Genomic DNA, 16,818 nt, shown 5'->3' on the forward strand with positions numbered 1-16,818 from the left:
ATCACTTGTGGTAGGGGTGCCCCGCCAGCAGCGTCCAGGCGCGGTAGAGCTGTTCCGCCAGTACCACCCGCACCAGCGGGTGCGGCAGGGTCAGCGGCGACAGGGACCAGCGCTGCTGCGCCCGCGCCAGGCAGTCCGGCGCCAGGCCGTCGGGCCCGCCGATCAGCAGCGCCACATTGTCGCCCTGCATCCGCCAGTGATCGAGTTGCTGCGACAATTGCCCGGTGCCCCAGGGTTTGCCCTGTACATCCAGGGCCACCACATGGTCGCGCGGCGCCAGCGCCGCCAGCATGGCCTCGCCCTCTTTCTGGCGGGCCTTCTCGACCAGGGCCGGCGAGTTCTTCTGGCCGCGGTTGCCGAGCGGAATTTCCACCATCTCCAGCGCGATTTCCCGCGGCAGGCGTTTGGCGTACTCGGCGTAGCCCTGCTGCACCCAGCCGGGCATCCTGCCGCCGGCGGCGAGGATACGGATCTTCACAGCGGGCGGCTCAGGAGGTGTGCGGGTCGCTGCCGTCCGCGTCTTCGCGGGTATTCGGCGTCATCGACCAGAGCTTTTCCAGGTCGTAGAAGCTGCGTACATCCGCCAGCATCACATGTACCACCAGGTCGCCGTAATCCACCAGCACCCACTCGCCCTGTTCGGTGCCCTCGACCCCGATGGGGCGCTCGCCAACTTTCTTGAGTTCGTCCACCACGTTGCTGGCCAGGGACTTCACCTGGCGGTTGGAGGTACCGGTACAGATAACCAGAGTCTCCATCACGTCGGAAAGTTCCGATACATCCAGGGCCACGATGTCCTGGCCCTTCAGGTCTTCCAGCGCCTCCACGGCGATTTCTTTGAAATTTTGCATAACCACTTTCATTTACTTGCATTCACCGGCCGCGGCGGCGGCCTGTCGGTAGAGTTGATTGTCTTCAATATATTGCAGTACCGCCGTCGGCAGCAGGAAGCGCGGCGACTGTCCACTGGCGATCAGTTGGCGGATATCGGTGGCGGAGATCGGCAACAGTGTCTGCTCCCGCACCACCAGCCGCCCGCAGGGCTCGCTGTGCAGCTGCTTTGCCTTGCCGGCGCAGCGCTCCAGCAGCTCCGCGACCGCCGCTTCGGCGCCGCCGGCATCCCGACGCGGCAACTGCCAGCCGGGCCGGGCGACCACCACCAGGTGCGCCAGTTCCAGCAGCCGCTGCCAGCGGTGCCAGGCGGGCAGAGTCAGCAGCGAATCGAGCCCCATGCAGAAGCTGATCGAGACATCGCAGCCCAGCTCGCGGCGCAGTTCCTCCAGCGTATCCACGGTATAGGTATCGCCGCCGCGCCGCAGCTCGCGGTCGTCCAGCGCCAGCTCGTCGCAGCCGGCCAGCGCCAGCGCCAGCATCTGCCGCCGGTGCTCCGCGGACACCCCGGGGCTCTCGCGGTGGCGCGGCCGGTGGCTGGGCAGCAGCCGCATCTCGTCGAACCCCAGTGCCTGGCGCAGTTCCAGCGCCATGCGCAGGTGGCCGAAATGCACCGGGTCGAAGGTGCCGCCGAAGAGGGCGATGGTGTGTCGTGTATGACTCATTTCCAGGCTCCGCCCGGCTTTGATCTGCTCCGCGCCGAGAGCGAGGGCCCTTTCCGGGACACGCTGTGAATACATCCCTGTACGCTCGTAATCGACGTCCCTGTCTCATACGGTCCCGGAAAGGGCCCTCGCTCTCGGCACTCCAGGGCAATCCCCAACCTATTGGCACCTTTATTGGCGAATTTGCCCATCGCCCAACACTATCCACTTCTGCGACGTCAGCCCCTCCAGCCCCACCGGCCCGCGGGCGTGAATCTTGTCGGTGCTGATACCGATTTCGGCACCCAGCCCGTATTCGAAGCCATCGGCAAAGCGGGTGGAGGCGTTGACCATGACGGAACTGGAATCCACTTCGCTGAGAAAGCGCCGCGCGCGGGTATAGTCCTCGGTGACGATGGCCTCGGTGTGGCCGGAGCCATAGGCGGCGATGTGGTCCATGGCCGCGTCCATATCCGCCAGCACACGGATCGCCAACACCGGCGCCAGGTATTCCTCGCTCCAGTCCGCCTCGCTGGCGGCCACGCAATCGCTGAGGATCTGTTGCGTGCGCTCGCAGCCGCGCAGTTCCACGCCCTTTTCGCGATAGGCCGCGGCCAGGCGCGGCAGGATTTCGTCGGCGATGCCGTCCGCCACCAGCAGCGTCTCCATCGCATTGCAGACACCGTAGCGGTGCGTCTTGGCGTTCAGCGCAATATTGAACGCCTTTTCGCGATCGGCGCGGTCGTCCAGGTAGACGTGGCAGACGCCGTGCAGGTGCTTGATCACCGGCACCCGCGCGTCGCGGCTGACGCGCTCGATCAGGCCGGTACCACCGCGGGGCACGATCACGTCCACGTATTCCGGCATGCTGATCATGGCGCCCACGGCCTCGCGGTCGGTGGTGTCCACCACCTGCACCACCTCCTCTGGCAATCCGGCCTCCTTCAGGCCCGCGGCAATACAGGCGGCGATGGCGCCGTTGGAGTGCAGCGCCTCACTGCCGCCGCGCAGGATGGTCGCATTGCCGGATTTCAGGCACAGGCTGGCGGCGTCGATGGTCACATTGGGGCGGGACTCGTAGATGATGCCGACCACGCCCAACGGTACCCGCATCTTGCCCACCTGGATGCCACTGGGGCGGTATTTCAAATCCTCGATCTCGCCCACCGGATCCGGCAGTTCGGCGATCTGCGCCAGCCCCTCGATCATGCCGTCGATGCGCGCATCGGTCAGTTCCAGCCGGTCCAGCAGCGCCGCGTCCAGGCCGTTGTCGCGCCCGGCCTGCATATCTTTCCCGTTGGCCCCGGCGATACTGTCGCGCTGTGCGTCCAGCTGCGCGGCGATGGCCTTCAGGGCGCGGTTCTTGGTGCCGGTGTCCGCGCGGGCAATGGCGCGGGCGGCCGCGCGCGCGGCGCGGCCCATTGCCTCCAGCCGCGCGCGGGTGGATTGCTGGTCGGCGGTATCGGCGACGGGACTGTTCACTGTGGCTCTCCATGGCTGTATTCGACGGGCCGCGCAGTATACCTGAATCTGCCGCTGCCTGGCGGCCCTAGCGGAGCGGGCTTCGCAGCCGCTGGTGCAGGTAGGCAATCGCCAGCAGCGCCAGCCCCAGGCCCATAAACGAAGCCACCCGCAGCAGCCCCTCCAGGTCCGCCATATCCACCATGAACAGCTTCACGATCACCAGCGCCAGCAGCGCCATGCCGCCGCGGTAGCAGTTCTGCCAGCCACGCCAGCTGCCCAGCAGCAGCGCGCCGGCGGCGAGCAGCAGCCAGACTGCGGAATAAGTGTAGAGCTCGCCGGTGGCAACGCCGCCCCCGAGGCTGACACTGCCCTGCCACAGATGGCGGATCTCCAGCGAAATCCACACGAAGCCGGCCAGCGCCGCAAACACGCCCGCCGCCCGGCGCAGCGCCGGCTCGTAGTAGCGGCTGGCGAGCCAGCCCAGCAGGGCCGGCCCGGCGAAGGCGGGCAGTAGCAGGTTGAACAGCGGGCGCCCGGAGATCGACTGCCACACCCAGGGTTCACTGGCCAGGGTGCGGGTGACAATGGCGAGGTAATTGCCCAGCGCGACCAGCATCAACAGGGCGCCGTAACCGCGGTACAGCGGCGCCAGCCCCTCGCTCACCAGACTGCGGCGGTAGTAGACGATTCCCAGCGCGGCGAACAGCCACAGGTTGATCACCGCCTCGGCGAGGCCGTAGTGCCCGGCAAAGGCATCGCCGCCGCAGAGCCAGTAGCGGCTCTCCGCCCACAGTGTCAGTACCAGCAGGTGCAGCGCCGCGCCCTCGGCCCAGCGCGCCAGGTCCCGGTAGCGGGACAACAGGCGCGCCGCTGCGGCTGCGCACAGGGTGGCGCCGCCGTAGGTCCACAGGGTCCAGTGGTTGTCGGCCGGATAGCCGGCCAGCCAGGGGTTCAGGGTCAGGCGCAGCAGCACCAGCGCCACCGCGCCTTTCAGCAGCCAGCCCAGCGCCGGCACCTCGAAACGGCGCACCACCCAGGCCAGGGAAACCACCTGCAACGCCAGTGCCAGGGTCAGCCCGGCCCGCTCCAGCAGCAGGCAGGCGGCGAGGCTGTAGCCGGCGTGCCCGGCCACGAACAGCCACACCACCACCGGCCGCGGCCACTGCCCGGACGCACCGCGGCCCCCCAGGGCCAGCGCCACCGCGCCGAAGACAGCGGCGAGCAGGCTCCAGCGCCCGGTGGAGAGGAAATCCCCGGCGAGCGAATAGCCGAGCAGCAGCGCCAGCAGCGGCGGCATGACTGCCAGCGAGGCCCACCAGTAGGCGGCGCTGCGCGCCTGTGTACGGCGCAGGTTCCACAGCGCAAAGGCGGAAAACAACAGCGCGGTGGCGCCGGCGAACAGCAGCAAGCCGCCCTGCTCCGCCGCCGGCAGCGGGCGCAGCAACCACTGGCCGTCGACCGGGTGGAGGCGCTGCACAAACAGCGCCAGCCCCTGCCCCAGCAGCAGCAACCAGGGCGCGAAGGCGATCGGCGGCCGCCGGCGCGCGGCCAGCAACAACAGTACCGCCAGTGGACTCCAGGCCCAGAGGGCGTTGTCACCGTAACCTTCACGCCACAGGGACAGGCACTGGGCCGCGATCAGCAACAGCAGCGACAGCACCGGGAACAGGTGCGGCCCGCGGCCGGGGCCATCGCCGCGCAGCAGCCAGTCGCCGGTCGGGATCGCCATCAGGCCGTAGGCGAACAGGGCCAGGTAGGCACCGCGCCAACCGTGCGCCTGGTCGCCGGCCAGGGCGATGGCCCACCAGCCGAGACCGCCCGCCAGCAACCCCCACCAGAGCCAGGCCGCAGTCACGGCGCGCAACAGCATCAGCACCGAGGCGCTGATGATCAGGCTGTAGACCAGGGCCACCAGCACATTGCCGTCGCCGGTGGACACCAGCAGCGGCACCGAGTAGGCGCCGAGCATGCCGATGGCGGCCAGCACCGGCCCGTGCTGGCGCGCCATCCACATGGTGACCAGGCCCACCAGCGCCAGCAGCGCAAAGGTCGCGCCCGGGGCGATCATCTGGTAGAGGTGGAGCGCGGACAACAGTGCCGCAAAGGCGGTGATGGCTCCGCCGCCGGCCATGGCGGCGAAGGCGGGGTGGGGCGCGCCGGTCTTGCGCCGCAACCACTCGGCACCCGCGGACAGCGCCAGTGCGGCAAGCAGGCCGAGCGTCACCCGCGCGCCCGGCCCCAGCAGGCCCTGCTCGATGCCGTAACGGGCCAGGAAGATGCCCGCCAGCGCCACGCAGCCGCCACCCAGCCACACCATCCAGTTTTCCCGCAGGCGCAGCCAGAGCCGGGATGGCGGCTTTTTCGGGGCCGGCCGCGGGCGCTCGGGCGCGGCGGGAGCCGCCCTCTGCCGCTGCGGCGCCTCAGTGGCGGGGGCGGACGGCGGCACCTGCGCCTGTGGCGGCGCGGGCGCTGCGGCGGCGGGCTCGCCCTGTGACGACAGCCGCGAGAGGCGCTCCCGCAGCCCTTCCACCTCCCTGCGCAGAGTCTGCAACTGGCAAAAGGCCACCAGGCCGAGAATCGATCCCAGCACCAACAGCAAGCCGAACAAAACCCCCAAAACCATGGACAACTTCCCCAGCGATATTCATTGTTCTCCGCCACCTGAAACCGTGGCTTGAGCCCGACCGAAACTACTCTTTCGCCCACTCATCCAGATTCGAGGCGATATCCGCCAGGCGCACCAGCGGGTCTTCGATCGACAGCAGCTCCACGCGCACGCGGTCCTCGAGCGGCAGCAGTTGCGCCAGTTGCCAGGACAGGGCATCGGCGGAATCCACCGGCGCGAACTTCAGCGGCAGCATGGTGGCGTGTTCCTTGAGTTCGTCCAACACCGCCAGCAGGCCGTCGCACTCCTGCGGCACCGGCTGCAGGTCCGGCTCCGGCAGCCACTCGATATCGGCCAGCAGCAGGCCGTCGCCGTCGGGGTGGCTGTCGGTGATGCGGAAGCGGCGACCACCCCGCACCTGCACGTGCAGCAGTCCCTCCTCCCCCTGGCTCCAGTCGACGATTTTCACATGCAGGCCCAGCGGCCACACGGACGCGCGCCCCACCTCGCCGCCCTCGCGGATCAGCGCGACACCGAAACCGGAATCCGTCTTCAGCGATTCACTCACCAGGCGCAGGTAGCGCTGCTCGAAGATGCGCAGCGGCAATGTCACGCCGGGAAACAGCGCCAGGCTCAGGGGAAACAGGGGGATCTGCGGCAAAACACCCTCTTCTGATTGCGGGACCGATAATTCACAAAGATAACATCTGCGCCCATCCGATCGCACAAAGAATTATGTGCCAACTGGGCTAGACTGATTGGAAACAGGGTTTCGGAGAAGAGCCATGCGTTGGCGCCAGGGTCGCAGGAGTAGCAATGTCGAGGACCGCCGCGGCGAATCCGGCGGTGGCGGTATGGGCGGGCTGGGCAACCTGCTGGCGCTGGCGCCACTGCTGCTGCGCAGCAAAAAGGGCTGGCTGATCCTCGCCGCCCTGGCCGCCTTCTACCTCTTCTTCGGCGACAGCCAACTGTTCCGGGGCGGCGCGCCACAGCCGGCGTCGGTGGACTCGGGACAGGCCGGCCAGGCGGGTGCCGGCGGCGACGAGGTGGCCGACTTTGTCTCGGTGGTGCTGGCGGATACCGAGGATACCTGGGGCCAGCTGTTCCAGGCCGCCGGCTCGGAGTATATCCCGCCCAGACTGGTACTCTACAGCGATGCGGTGCGCTCCGCCTGCGGCCTCAACAGCGCCGCCGTGGGGCCTTTCTACTGCCCGACGGACAGCAAGGTCTACCTGGACCTGAGTTTCCTCAACGACCTCAAGCAACTGGGTGCGCCCGGCGATTTCGCCTTTGCCTATGTCATTGCCCACGAGGTGGGCCACCATGTGCAGAACCAGATGGGGATATCGCAGAAGGTACAGCAGGCGCGCGCGCAGTCGGACAAGATCACCGCCAACCGGCTGTCGGTGATGCTGGAACTGCAGGCGGACTGCTTCGCCGGTGTCTGGGCCTTCTACGCCCACCGCGACCGGCAGATGCTGGAGCCCGGCGACTTGGAAGAGGGGCTGGCGGCGGCCGCGGCCGTGGGTGACGACCGCCTGCAGCAGCGCTCCGGTCGCGCCGTATCGCCGGACGCCTTCACCCACGGCAGCGCAGAGCAACGCGCCTACTGGTTCACGCGCGGCTTCAAGAGCGGTGACGTCAACCAGTGCAATACCTTTGCCGCCCTCGGCGGCCGGGGCCGGTAGATCGCTGGCCGCCGGATGCTAAGATCAACAGGTCCCGATACAGTCTCAAGGAGAAGCTCCCATGCCCAAAGCCACAGCGCGCCATATTCTGGTGGACAGCGAAGAAAAATGCCTGGACCTGAAAAAGCAGATCGACGACGGCGCCGATTTCGGCATCCTGGCGGAAGAGCATTCGCTGTGTCCGTCCGGCCGCTCCGGCGGCAACCTGGGTGAATTCAGCCAGGGACAGATGGTGCCGGAGTTCGACCAGGCCGTATTTTCCGGCGAAGTGAACAAGGTCCAGGGCCCGATCAAGACCCAGTTCGGCTACCACCTGCTGGAAGTCACCAGCCGCAGCGACTGAGCACCCGCGGATAAAAAACCGTGCGCGACGGCCGGGAAAGCCGCCAACGCTACTACCGCCACCCGCTGCCGGTGCGCATCGCCCACTGGCTCAACGCCCTGTGCCTGTTTGTACTGCTGTTGAGCGGCCTGCAAATCTTCAATGCCCACGCGGCGCTCTACTGGGGCGCCGCGTCGGATTTCGACGATCCCTGGCTCAGCATCGGCGCCACACTGACGCCGGAGGGCCCGCGCGGGCGCACGGAGGTTCTCGGCCGCTCTTTCGACACCGGCGGCGTGCTCGGCACCTCCGGGGATGCCGCCGCCCCGGAACAGCGCGCCTTCCCCGCCTGGCTGACGATTCCCGGCCCGCGCTGGCTGGCCATGGGGCGCCGCTGGCACTTCTTCTTCGCCTGGCTGCTGGTGATCAACGCCGCCTTCTACCTGGCCTGGTCCACCGCCAGCGGTCACCTGCGCCGGCTGTGGCCGGGCCGCGTCGACTGGCGCAGACTGGGCCCGTCGCTGCGCGACCACCTTCTGCTGCGCCACGCCAGCGGCGAGGCCGCCACCCGCTACAACATCCTGCAGAAACTGGCCTACCTGGCGGTGATCTTCGGCCTCGGCCCGCTGATCGTGCTGACCGGGTTGTGCATGTCGCCGCGCATAGACACGGTACTGGAACCATTGCTGGACCTGTTCGGCGGCCGGCAGTCGGCGCGCAGCCTGCACTTCCTGGCCGCGGCGGGGTTCGTGCTGTTTGCGCTGGTACACGTGTTCCAGGTGCTGGTAAGCGGCCCCTGGAACAACCTGCGCTCGATGATTACCGGCCACTACGACTACCGCGCTGCGCCCGGCAACCGCCGGCGGGAGAATCGCGATGACCGACCCTGAACGCCGCCGCGCGCTGAAATCCCTGCTCCTGCTGGGCGGCGCATGGCTCGGCGGCTGCGACCGCCTGTCCCGCTCGGACCGCTTTGTGCGGCTGCTGGAAAGTGTCGAGCCCGTCAATGAAACATTGCAGCGGGCGCTGACCGGGCAGGCGCTGGCCCGGGAATACACGGAAGCCGACATCTCGCCGGTGTTCCGCCCCAACGGCCAGACGAATCCACAGAATCCCGAATACCGCAAACTGGCCGCGAACCATTTCGCCGACTACCGGCTGCGGATCGGCGGCCTGGTGAAAAACCCGATGCGCCTCAGCCTGGCGGAGATCCGCGCGCTGCCGGCGCGCAGCCAGATCACCCGCCACGACTGCGTCGAGGGCTGGAGCGCCATCGGCCAGTGGCGCGGCGCGCGCCTGGGGCCGCTGCTGGAGCGCGTCGAGCCCCTGCCCGGTGCCCGCTTTGTGGTCTTCCACTGCGCGGACCTCTGGGGCCCGGCGCAGGAGCCCTACTACGAGAGCATCGACCTGGACGAGGCCCACCACCTGCAGACCCTGCTGGCCTACGAACTGAACGGCGCACCGCTGCCGATCGCCAACGGCGCGCCGCTGCGCCTGCGGCTGGAACGGCAATTGGGTTACAAGATGGCGAAGTACATCATGGCGATCGAGCTGGTAGACAGCTTCGCCCCGATCGCCGGTGGCCGGGGCGGCTACTGGGAGGATCGGGGTTATGAATGGTATGCGGGTATCTGAATGATCCCGGTTTCGGGCAGGACAGGCACAGACAGAAAAGCCGTGGCAGTCCGCGGCTTTTCTGTCGATTACTGACTCAAGTTTCGGGGTTCAGATCGGGGCGCCGGGTGGCGTGGCCCTTTGCGGGACACGAGCTAGGCGCCCCCCAGCAAGTACGTCCCTGTATGCTCTAATCGACATCCCTGTCTCATAAGGTCCCACAAAGGGCCACGCCACCCGGCTTCGTGCCAATTTTCAAGGTTTCTCAACTCCGAAACTTGAGTTACTGAAAACACCTGCCGCCCGGATCAGGAACTGGCCAGACTCTCCTCTTCCACCGCCACTTCAGACGGCTTTCCCGGCGCCTCCGGTGCCGGCAGCGGCCTGATCAGCAGCAGCAACAGTGGCAGCAGTGTCAGCGAGCCCAGCAGTGCCGCTGACATGGCCAGGGCGGTCAGCAGGCCGAAGTAAATCGACGGCACGAACTTGGACAGCGCCAGGATCGAGAAGCCGGCAATGATGGTAATGGCGGTGTAGAACATGGCCCGCCCGATGGTCGCGTGGCTGCGGTGCATGGTGGCCACATAATCGCCGTCTTTCGCGAACTCGGCGCGGAAGCGATACAGGTAGTGGATCGCGTGGTCGACGCCGATACCGACGGTGATCGCGGCGATGGTGATGGTCATCATGTCCAGCGGGATACCGGCCAGGCCCATGCCGCCGAGCACGATACAGGCGGCGAGCATGTTCGGCACCAGCGCGATCACCGCCAGCCACAGGGAGCGGAACAGCACCAGGAACATCAGCAGGATGCCGACAAACACCGCACCCAGGGTCAGGATCTGCGACTTGAACAGGCTCTGCAGCATATTGTTGTAGAGCACCAGCAGGCCGGTCAGGTGGATGTTTTCCGGCGCAATGCCCATCTCGTCCTGGGCGTAGTGGTAGATGCGGTTGATCAGTTCGTCGCGGCGCAGGTTCGGGTCCGTCTCCATCGCCCGCAGCGTAATGCGCGCCTGGCTGTGCTCGATGGACAGGTAGGGATCCACCAGTACCTGGCTGATTTCCTCCGGCAGGCTGGTGCGCGCCACCGCCAGCTCGAAGTCGTTCAGCGGGCCGTTGTTCAGGTCTCGCGCCACCTTGTACAGGGTCGCCAGCGACTGCACCTTGCCGATCTCCGGCTGCTCGTCGAGGTAGTCGTGCAGTTGCTCGATTTTCGCGAGACCGGCAGTGGTGAACCAGTAGCTGTCCTCGACGGCCTCCTCACCACCGCCGAAGGGATCCGCGCCCGATGCAAAGGGGTCGTCGGCGGCGAAGGGGTCCTCACTACCGCCAGCATCCGCGGCGAACGGATCCTCCCCACCCTCGAGCGCCTGCTCCTGCTCTTCCGGTTTGTCGAGAATGATATCCAGCGTCACGGTGCCGCCCAGGCGGCGATCGATCACCAGCATGCCCTGGTAGATCTCGGTGGAATCGTCGAAGTAGTCGATAAAGCGGTTTTCCACCTTGAGCTGGGAAATCCCCACGACGCTGGCGATCGCCGCCAGCAGCGACACGCCCAGCACCACCGCGCGGCGGCGGTGGGCAAAGCGGGAGAACTTCAGCGTGAAGGCACCGGAGTTATCTTCACCACTGCCCCCGGTGCGCTTCGACAGCACCATCAACGCGGCCGGAATGATCAGGAACGACAGCACCAGCGCCAGGCTCACGCCCATGGTCATCATCCAGCCGAAATCGATCACCGGGCGGATGCCGCTGACCACCAGCGACATAAAGGCGACGATGGTGGTCAGGGCCGTGTACAGGCACGGCTTGGCCATAAAGCGCACCGCCGCCAGCGCCAGCTGTTCCCGCGTCCACTCCGGGTGCTGCGCGGCCAACTCGCGGTAGCGCACCGCCAGGTGAATGGTGATCGCCAGGGTGATGATCAGCAGCAGCGCGACAAAGTTGGCGGAGATCACGGTCAGGCGCCAGTCGAGCCAGCTGAGCATCCCCAGCATGGTCACCGCCGTCACCACGCAGGTGGTCAGGGGCAACAACACCCAGCGCAGCTGGCGGAAGATGATCAGCAGCGTCACGACGATAAAGATCAGGATACCGGCACCGAACACGGCCAGGTCGCTCTTGATGAACGAAATCATATCGGCGGTGATCATCGACACACCGCCGAGGAAGAGTTCCGCCTCGCCGCGGTAGCCGTCGAGAATGCCGCGCACCGTCTCGACCCGCGCCCGCGAGGCCTGCTCCTGGGCAGTGCGGTGCTGCAGGTAGGTCTGGCTGACCTGCTCCAGGCGCGCGGACTCCTCCGCGCTCAGGCCCTCCTCGTTGCGCTTGCGCCGCAATGCGTCGCGCTCGCGCACCAGCTCGATACCGCGGCTGTCCAGCGCCAGGTTCACCAGCACCGCGGTGGTCTCGCCGTCCGGACTCAGGATCAATTCGCGGTAGATGGGGCTGGACAGGAATTCCTGCCGCGCCAGCTGTTTGTCGGTGCCGGGTGCGGACAGGGTGCGGATGCCGTCGGCCACATCGGTAATCGAAATCTTGGGGCTGTACAGCAGCGGCACATCGAGGATCGACTGCACACTGCTGACGCCGTCCACCTGCGCCAGCTCGTCGCGCAGTTCGCGCAGCGTGGCGAGGGAGCGGTCGCTGAACAGGTCGCCGTCTTTATGGCGGTAGGTCACCACGAGAAAATCGCCGCTGGCGTAGCGCTCGGCGATTTTGCGGTAGTAGTCGAGCGCCTTGTCGGCCTCCAGTGTCAGCGAGTCCGCCGACGCATCGATCTTGAAGCGCGGCAGCCCCAGTGCCGCGCCCAGCGCGAGCAGGGCCACAAACAGCAGCACCAGTTTCGGGCGCCGGGTGATCAGGTTTTCGTAACAGGTCTTGAAAGCTGACAGCATAAGTTTTCGCTTAATCTGGTGGGGCCGTATGGGGTTCTGCGCCCTGGCCACTATGGACGCACACAAGGTGCGCCCCTATTGATGTCCTTTCACCGGTAGGACGACTCGATAAAATATCGATTCAGTGAGGTAGTCGCGCGGCTGCTCTACCAATCCGTGTTCACGGCTTGTCGATATGGCCCAGGTCCCGCTCCGGGAACAGCAGGTCCCGCACCCGCTGCTTGAGCTCCTTCGGGCCCGGGAAGCCGCCGTCGCGCTTGCGCTCCCAGATCAGCTCCCCGCCGACGCGGATCTCGAACACACCGCCACTGCCCGGCTGCAGCGCCACCTGCCCGAGGTCTTCGGCAAAGGTGTAGAGCAGCTCCTGGGCCATCCAGGTGGCCCGCAGCATCCAGTTGCACTGGACGCAGTAATGAATGGTCACGCTCGGTTTCACCGGCATCCCCCTCCCTTTGTCATCCCGGCCCGCGGGACTATTCGCCCCAGCGGGGCAGCAGTTCCTGCTCGACGCCCAACTGGTCCAGCAGCCGCGCGACGATAAAGTCCACCAGGTCCTCGAGACTCCGCGGGCGTTGGTAAAAGCCCGGGCTGGCCGGCAGCACCACCGCGCCCATGCGCGTCAGCTTGAGCATATTCTCCAGGTGGATCTCCGAATAGGGCGCCTCGCGCGGTACCAGGATCAGCTGGCGGCGCTCCTTCAGGGCCACATCCGCGGCGCGCTCGATCAGGTTGTTGGACGCCCCGCAACTGATCGCCGACAGGGTGCCACCGCTGGCCGGGCAGATCACCATGCTGGCCGGCGCGCCGGTGCCGGACGCCACCGGCGAGAACCAGTCGGTCTTTGCAAACAGCTTCATCTGGCCCTCGCGCGCGCCGAAGCGGTCGCGCAGGTAGGCCTCCACCGCCGAGTTGTCACCGTCGGGCAGCTGGCAGTCGGTCTCGGTCCCGATCACCACCCGTGCGGCATCGGACATCAACAGCCACACGCGCACGTCGGCGGCCAGCAGGCACTGCAGCAGGCGCAGGCCGTACTGGGCACCGGAAGCGCCGGTGATGGCGAGAGTGACAGTTTTAGTGAAGGTGGATTGAACCAAGATTTCTTCCGAGCCCTGTAAGCCTCAATTCCCCGAGTCCCGGCCGTATTTCCCTTCCAGCGCCCCCAGCAGTCGCTGGTGGATGCCGCCGAAGCCGCCGTTGCTCATGACCACGATATGCGTTCCGGTCCCGGCCAGGTTGACCGCGGATTCTACACCGGCGGCGATATTGTCGAAAATCTTTGCCGGCACGGTCGAGTGGTGCACCACTTCACCCAGGGACCAGTCCATGCCCTCCGGCTGGTACCAGAGCACCATATCGGCCCCGGCACAGGCCTGCGCCAGCCTGTTCTGGTGGCAGCCCATTCGCATGGTGTTGGAGCGCGGTTCGATCAGGGCGATGATCTTGTCGTCGCCCACCTTGGCCCGCAGGCCGTTCAGCGTGGATTCGATCGCGGTCGGGTGGTGGGCAAAATCGTCGTAGACGCGGATACCGGCCACCTCGCCCAGGCACTCCATGCGGCGCTTGACGCCCTCGAAACTGCCCAGCGCCAGGGCCGACAGCTGCGGCTCCACGCCCACGTGGCGCGCCGCCGCGATCGCGGCCAAGCCGTTGCGCACATTGTGCATGCCGGTGAGGTCCCACGCCACACGGGCCACCTCGGCGTCGCGGAAGTTCACCGCAAAACTACCGCCGTCCGCGGCGATATCCACCGCCCGCCAGTCGCCCAGGCGCACCGTGTCCTCGCCCTCGATGGCGAAGCGCTGCACCTCGCTCCAGCAGCCCAGCTCCAGCACTTCCTCCACCGGCTCGTCGGCGGCGGCCACAATCAGGCCGTCGCCGGGCACGGTGCGCACCAGGTGGTGGAACTGGCGCTGGATGGCCTTCAGGTCGTCAAAGATGTCCGCGTGGTCGAATTCCAGGTTGTTGATGATCAGGGTACGGGGGCGGTAGTGGACGAACTTGGAGCGCTTGTCGAAGAAGGCGGTGTCGTACTCGTCCGCCTCCACCACGAAAAACGGTGTCTCGCCGAGACGCGCGGACACACCAAAATTGCCCGGCACACCGCCGATCAGGAAGCCGGGCTTCATATCCGCCTTCTCCAGGATCCACGCCAGCATCGCGGAGGTGGTGGTCTTGCCATGGGTACCGGCGACTGCCAGCACCCAGCGGTTGCCGAGGAAATGGTCGCAGAGCCACTGGGCACCGGAGGTATAGGGCAGCCCCCGCTCCAGCACCGCCTCCACCGCCGGATTGCCGCGGGACAGCGCGTTGCCGATGATCACCAGGTCTGGTGCCGGCTCCAGTTGCACCGGGTCGTACCCCTCGGTCAGCTGGATTCCCGCCTGCTGCAGCTGGGTGCTCATGGGCGGGTAGACATTGGCGTCCGAGCCGGTCACCTTGTGGCCCTCGGCCACCGCCAGTTGCGCCAGGCTGCCCATAAAGGTGCCGCAGATACCTAGAATATGAATATGCATGGCGGAAATTTGTACTCCTGCAATGTGCGGCGCAAGCTTATCACGCCCGTAGTGGCGGGGAATTGCCAAATCCCCCATTTTCGGTGCATTTGCCACGTCATTCCATTAGACTCCGCCCCCAAATTTGCCGGCCTCCGCCCCTGTGGGGGAGTAGAGCTCTCGATGAAAGAGCCACCGGCACCGCGAGCGCCCCGCCTGCCGGCATGTCACCGCCGGTCGCCGGGGCGCAGTTTTTGCAGGCTTGAACACCCGCAAGCGCACCTAGCAGATGACAGATGACGAAACAGGACAACCATGCCGAAGAAGAATGCCTTTTATGCCCAGTCCGGCGGTGTAACCGCCGTGATCAATGCCTCCGCCTGCGGTGTTATCGAGGCCGCCCGCGAACATCGCGATGAAATAGGCACTGTCTACGCCGGGTTGAACGGCATCCTCGGCGCCCTGCGCGAGGAACTGATCGACGTGAGCCAGGAGAGTGTGGACACGATCGCCGCACTGCGCCACACGCCCTCCGGCGCCTTCGGCTCCTGCCGCTACAAGCTGAAGAGCCTGGAGCAGAACCGCGCCGAGTACGAGCGCCTGATCGAGGTTTTCAGGGCCCACGATATCGGCTACTTCTTCTATAACGGCGGCGGCGACTCCGCCGACACCTGCCTGAAGGTCTCCCAGCTCTCCGAGAAAATGGGCTACCCGATCCAGGCCATCCATATCCCCAAGACGGTCGACAACGACCTGCCGGTCACGGACAACTGCCCGGGCTTCGGCTCGGTGGCCAAATATGTGGCCGTCTCCACAAAGGAAGCGGCGCTGGACGTGGCCTCCATGTGTGACACCTCCACCAAGGTATTTATCCTCGAGGTCATGGGCCGCCACGCCGGCTGGATTGCCGCCGCCGGCGCCCTGGCCCGGGAAGCGGACGGCGATGCGCCGCATATCATCCTGCTGCCGGAAGTCGCATTCGACAGAGCGCAGTTCCTGGCGCGGGTACAGAAGACGGTCGATGAAAAAGGTTACTGCGTGATTGTCGCCTCCGAGGGCGCCCAGTATGAGGACGGCACCTTCCTCGCCGACGCCGGCAGCGTGGACGCTTTCGGCCACAAGCAACTGGGCGGCGTGGCACCGACCCTGGCCAATATGGTGAAGGAGGAGCTGGGCCTGAAGTACCACTGGGCACTGGCCGACTACCTGCAGCGCGCCGCGCGCCATATCGCCTCCGCCACCGACGTGCAGCAGGCCTACGCCGTGGGCCGCGCCGCCGTGGAGATGGCGCTATCGGGCAAGAATGCCATCATGCCCACCATCCAGCGCGGCGCCGGCGACAACTACAGCTGGTCTGTGGGCGAAGCGCCGCTGTCGGAGGTCGCCAACGTCGAGAAGATGATGCCGAAGGAGTACATCAGCGAGGACGGCTTCGATATCACGGCCGCCGGTCGCGACTACCTGCTGCCGCTGATCCAGGGCGAGGACTACCCGCCCTACAAAGACGGTGTGCCGCAATATGCGAGACTGAAGAAGGTGCTGGTGAAAAAGAAACTCGAGGAAAGCTTCGACGTTTGATACTGCCCCTCTCCTGAACAGCCCCTCGACCTGAGTCGGGGGCTCTCTGTTGGCACCCCGGCACCGGGGCTGTCGCGCACAATATTCCCCACCTGCCGAATCCGGCAGCTTTCAAGACGAACAGTTCGGCACCCCTGTTAACCAGCTGCCTTCTCACCCACCCGAGCTGTCGTTTGCACTGCCCTGCACAGGGAAAGTGAAACTGGCACTGTTCCGGGACACTCGCAACGCTGGCATTCCCTGCCACTACGCCCGGCATCACCGATGCAGACACTTCCAAACGGCCTCATAAAGGAGTCGACGGGATATTTTTAAAATTGAATATTCCAACGACGAAAAGACAACAAAAACGAAAACACTACAATCGCACCGCAAAAAAAGGCGGGGCTTTATCTTGTTTTAAACAGGCAGGACTTAGCCAGAATAATTTTCTTGGCTAGCATTTTTACTGAATCATCCCGGCATTTCTCCCTGTAAACCAAGAGACCAGGTCAAGACGAGAAAGCGCTGGAATAGCAGCGTTATTTCAAGCTTTCTCAACGCAGAGCTGGACAATTTGGCGAAGCGAACTGTTACCCAACTTTGCGAGCGGCCCACTAGTGGTCCATGCGGAAAGTTTG

At 65.9% G+C, this 16,818-nt stretch carries 15 protein-coding genes; 5 read left to right on the forward strand and 10 right to left on the reverse strand.

The window, feature by feature from the left end; translation table 11 throughout:
- Position 1 precedes the first annotated feature (1 nt).
- The 6 genes from rlmH to MWN76_RS01415 form a co-directional block, all read right to left on the reverse strand.
- Positions 2-478, reverse strand: coding sequence for a 23S rRNA (pseudouridine(1915)-N(3))-methyltransferase RlmH (gene rlmH, locus MWN76_RS01390; RefSeq protein ID WP_250458739.1), 477 nt, complete (start codon positions 476-478; stop codon positions 2-4).
- 10 nt (positions 479-488) lie between these two features.
- Positions 489-851, reverse strand: coding sequence for a ribosome silencing factor (gene rsfS, locus MWN76_RS01395; protein WP_250458741.1), 363 nt, complete (start codon positions 849-851; stop codon positions 489-491).
- A 12-nt stretch (positions 852-863) separates the two neighbouring features.
- A complete protein-coding gene (nadD, locus tag MWN76_RS01400) occupies positions 864-1,556 on the reverse strand; it encodes a nicotinate-nucleotide adenylyltransferase (protein WP_250458743.1) in 693 nt (230 codons plus the stop codon).
- A 171-nt stretch (positions 1,557-1,727) separates the two neighbouring features.
- Positions 1,728-3,017, reverse strand: coding sequence for a glutamate-5-semialdehyde dehydrogenase (locus MWN76_RS01405; RefSeq protein WP_345780041.1), 1,290 nt, complete (start codon positions 3,015-3,017; stop codon positions 1,728-1,730).
- 67 nt (positions 3,018-3,084) lie between these two features.
- Positions 3,085-5,622 carry a DUF2339 domain-containing protein gene (locus MWN76_RS01410; protein ID WP_250458745.1) on the reverse strand — a complete coding sequence of 846 codons (2,538 nt, stop codon included), beginning with the start codon at positions 5,620-5,622 and terminating at the stop codon, positions 3,085-3,087.
- Between the two features lie 67 nt (positions 5,623-5,689).
- Complete coding sequence (locus MWN76_RS01415) at positions 5,690-6,265, reverse strand: LON peptidase substrate-binding domain-containing protein (protein WP_250458747.1); 576 nt, start codon at positions 6,263-6,265, stop codon at positions 5,690-5,692.
- A 124-nt stretch (positions 6,266-6,389) separates the two neighbouring features.
- Between MWN76_RS01415 and ypfJ the strand changes: the two genes are divergently transcribed.
- From ypfJ to MWN76_RS01435, 4 genes are all read left to right on the forward strand, one after another.
- Positions 6,390-7,292, forward strand: coding sequence for a KPN_02809 family neutral zinc metallopeptidase (gene ypfJ, locus MWN76_RS01420; protein WP_250458748.1), 903 nt, complete (start codon positions 6,390-6,392; stop codon positions 7,290-7,292).
- A 61-nt stretch (positions 7,293-7,353) separates the two neighbouring features.
- Positions 7,354-7,635: a peptidylprolyl isomerase gene (locus MWN76_RS01425; RefSeq protein ID WP_250458749.1), complete on the forward strand. Its 282-nt coding sequence runs from the start codon at positions 7,354-7,356 to the stop codon at positions 7,633-7,635.
- A 20-nt stretch (positions 7,636-7,655) separates the two neighbouring features.
- A complete protein-coding gene (locus MWN76_RS01430) occupies positions 7,656-8,504 on the forward strand; it encodes a cytochrome b/b6 domain-containing protein (protein WP_250458750.1) in 849 nt (282 codons plus the stop codon).
- Positions 8,491-9,249, forward strand: a complete 759-nt coding sequence (locus MWN76_RS01435) for a molybdopterin-binding protein (RefSeq protein ID WP_250458751.1) — start codon at positions 8,491-8,493, stop codon at positions 9,247-9,249. The genes MWN76_RS01430 and MWN76_RS01435 overlap by 14 nt, the downstream gene beginning before the upstream one ends.
- A gap of 287 nt (positions 9,250-9,536) precedes the next feature.
- On the opposite strand, the gene MWN76_RS01440 is transcribed toward MWN76_RS01435, so the two are convergent.
- The 4 genes from MWN76_RS01440 to mpl all read right to left on the reverse strand — a co-directional run bounded on the left by MWN76_RS01440 (position 9,537) and on the right by mpl (position 14,641).
- The gene (locus MWN76_RS01440) at positions 9,537-12,128 is read right to left on the reverse strand and encodes an efflux RND transporter permease subunit (protein ID WP_250458752.1); all 2,592 of its coding nucleotides are present in this window, start codon (positions 12,126-12,128) and stop codon (positions 9,537-9,539) included.
- A gap of 160 nt (positions 12,129-12,288) precedes the next feature.
- Entirely contained in the window at positions 12,289-12,570 is a 282-nt protein-coding gene (locus MWN76_RS01445) for an Rdx family protein (RefSeq protein ID WP_250458753.1), read from the reverse strand.
- A gap of 31 nt (positions 12,571-12,601) precedes the next feature.
- Positions 12,602-13,222, reverse strand: coding sequence for a flavin prenyltransferase UbiX (locus MWN76_RS01450; protein WP_250458754.1), 621 nt, complete (start codon positions 13,220-13,222; stop codon positions 12,602-12,604).
- Positions 13,223-13,246: 24 nt separating this feature from the next.
- The gene (mpl, locus tag MWN76_RS01455; RefSeq protein ID WP_250458755.1) at positions 13,247-14,641 is read right to left on the reverse strand and encodes a UDP-N-acetylmuramate:L-alanyl-gamma-D-glutamyl-meso-diaminopimelate ligase; all 1,395 of its coding nucleotides are present in this window, start codon (positions 14,639-14,641) and stop codon (positions 13,247-13,249) included.
- Between the two features lie 294 nt (positions 14,642-14,935).
- On the opposite strand from mpl, the gene MWN76_RS01460 reads away from it, so the two are divergent.
- A complete protein-coding gene (locus MWN76_RS01460) occupies positions 14,936-16,198 on the forward strand; it encodes a 6-phosphofructokinase (RefSeq protein ID WP_250458757.1) in 1,263 nt (420 codons plus the stop codon).
- Positions 16,199-16,818: the final 620 nt, after the last annotated feature.

It is taken from the genome of Microbulbifer litoralis (genome assembly GCF_023634065.1).
Lineage (GTDB): Bacteria > Pseudomonadota > Gammaproteobacteria > Pseudomonadales > Cellvibrionaceae > Microbulbifer > Microbulbifer litoralis.

Coding starts and splice junctions, on each gene's coding strand:
- rsfS (WP_250458741.1), bottom strand. CDS start 851: ATGCAAAATTTCAAAGAAATCGCCGTGGAGGCGCTGGAAGACCTGAAG.
- nadD (WP_250458743.1), bottom strand. CDS start 1,556: ATGAGTCATACACGACACACCATCGCCCTCTTCGGCGGCACCTTCGAC.
- MWN76_RS01410 (WP_250458745.1), bottom strand. CDS start 5,622: ATGGTTTTGGGGGTTTTGTTCGGCTTGCTGTTGGTGCTGGGATCGATT.
- ypfJ (WP_250458748.1), top strand. CDS start 6,390: ATGCGTTGGCGCCAGGGTCGCAGGAGTAGCAATGTCGAGGACCGCCGC.
- MWN76_RS01425 (WP_250458749.1), top strand. CDS start 7,354: ATGCCCAAAGCCACAGCGCGCCATATTCTGGTGGACAGCGAAGAAAAA.
- MWN76_RS01435 (WP_250458751.1), top strand. CDS start 8,491: ATGACCGACCCTGAACGCCGCCGCGCGCTGAAATCCCTGCTCCTGCTG.
- MWN76_RS01440 (WP_250458752.1), bottom strand. CDS start 12,128: ATGCTGTCAGCTTTCAAGACCTGTTACGAAAACCTGATCACCCGGCGC.
- MWN76_RS01445 (WP_250458753.1), bottom strand. CDS start 12,570: ATGCCGGTGAAACCGAGCGTGACCATTCATTACTGCGTCCAGTGCAAC.
- mpl (WP_250458755.1), bottom strand. CDS start 14,641: ATGCATATTCATATTCTAGGTATCTGCGGCACCTTTATGGGCAGCCTG.
- MWN76_RS01460 (WP_250458757.1), top strand. CDS start 14,936: ATGCCGAAGAAGAATGCCTTTTATGCCCAGTCCGGCGGTGTAACCGCC.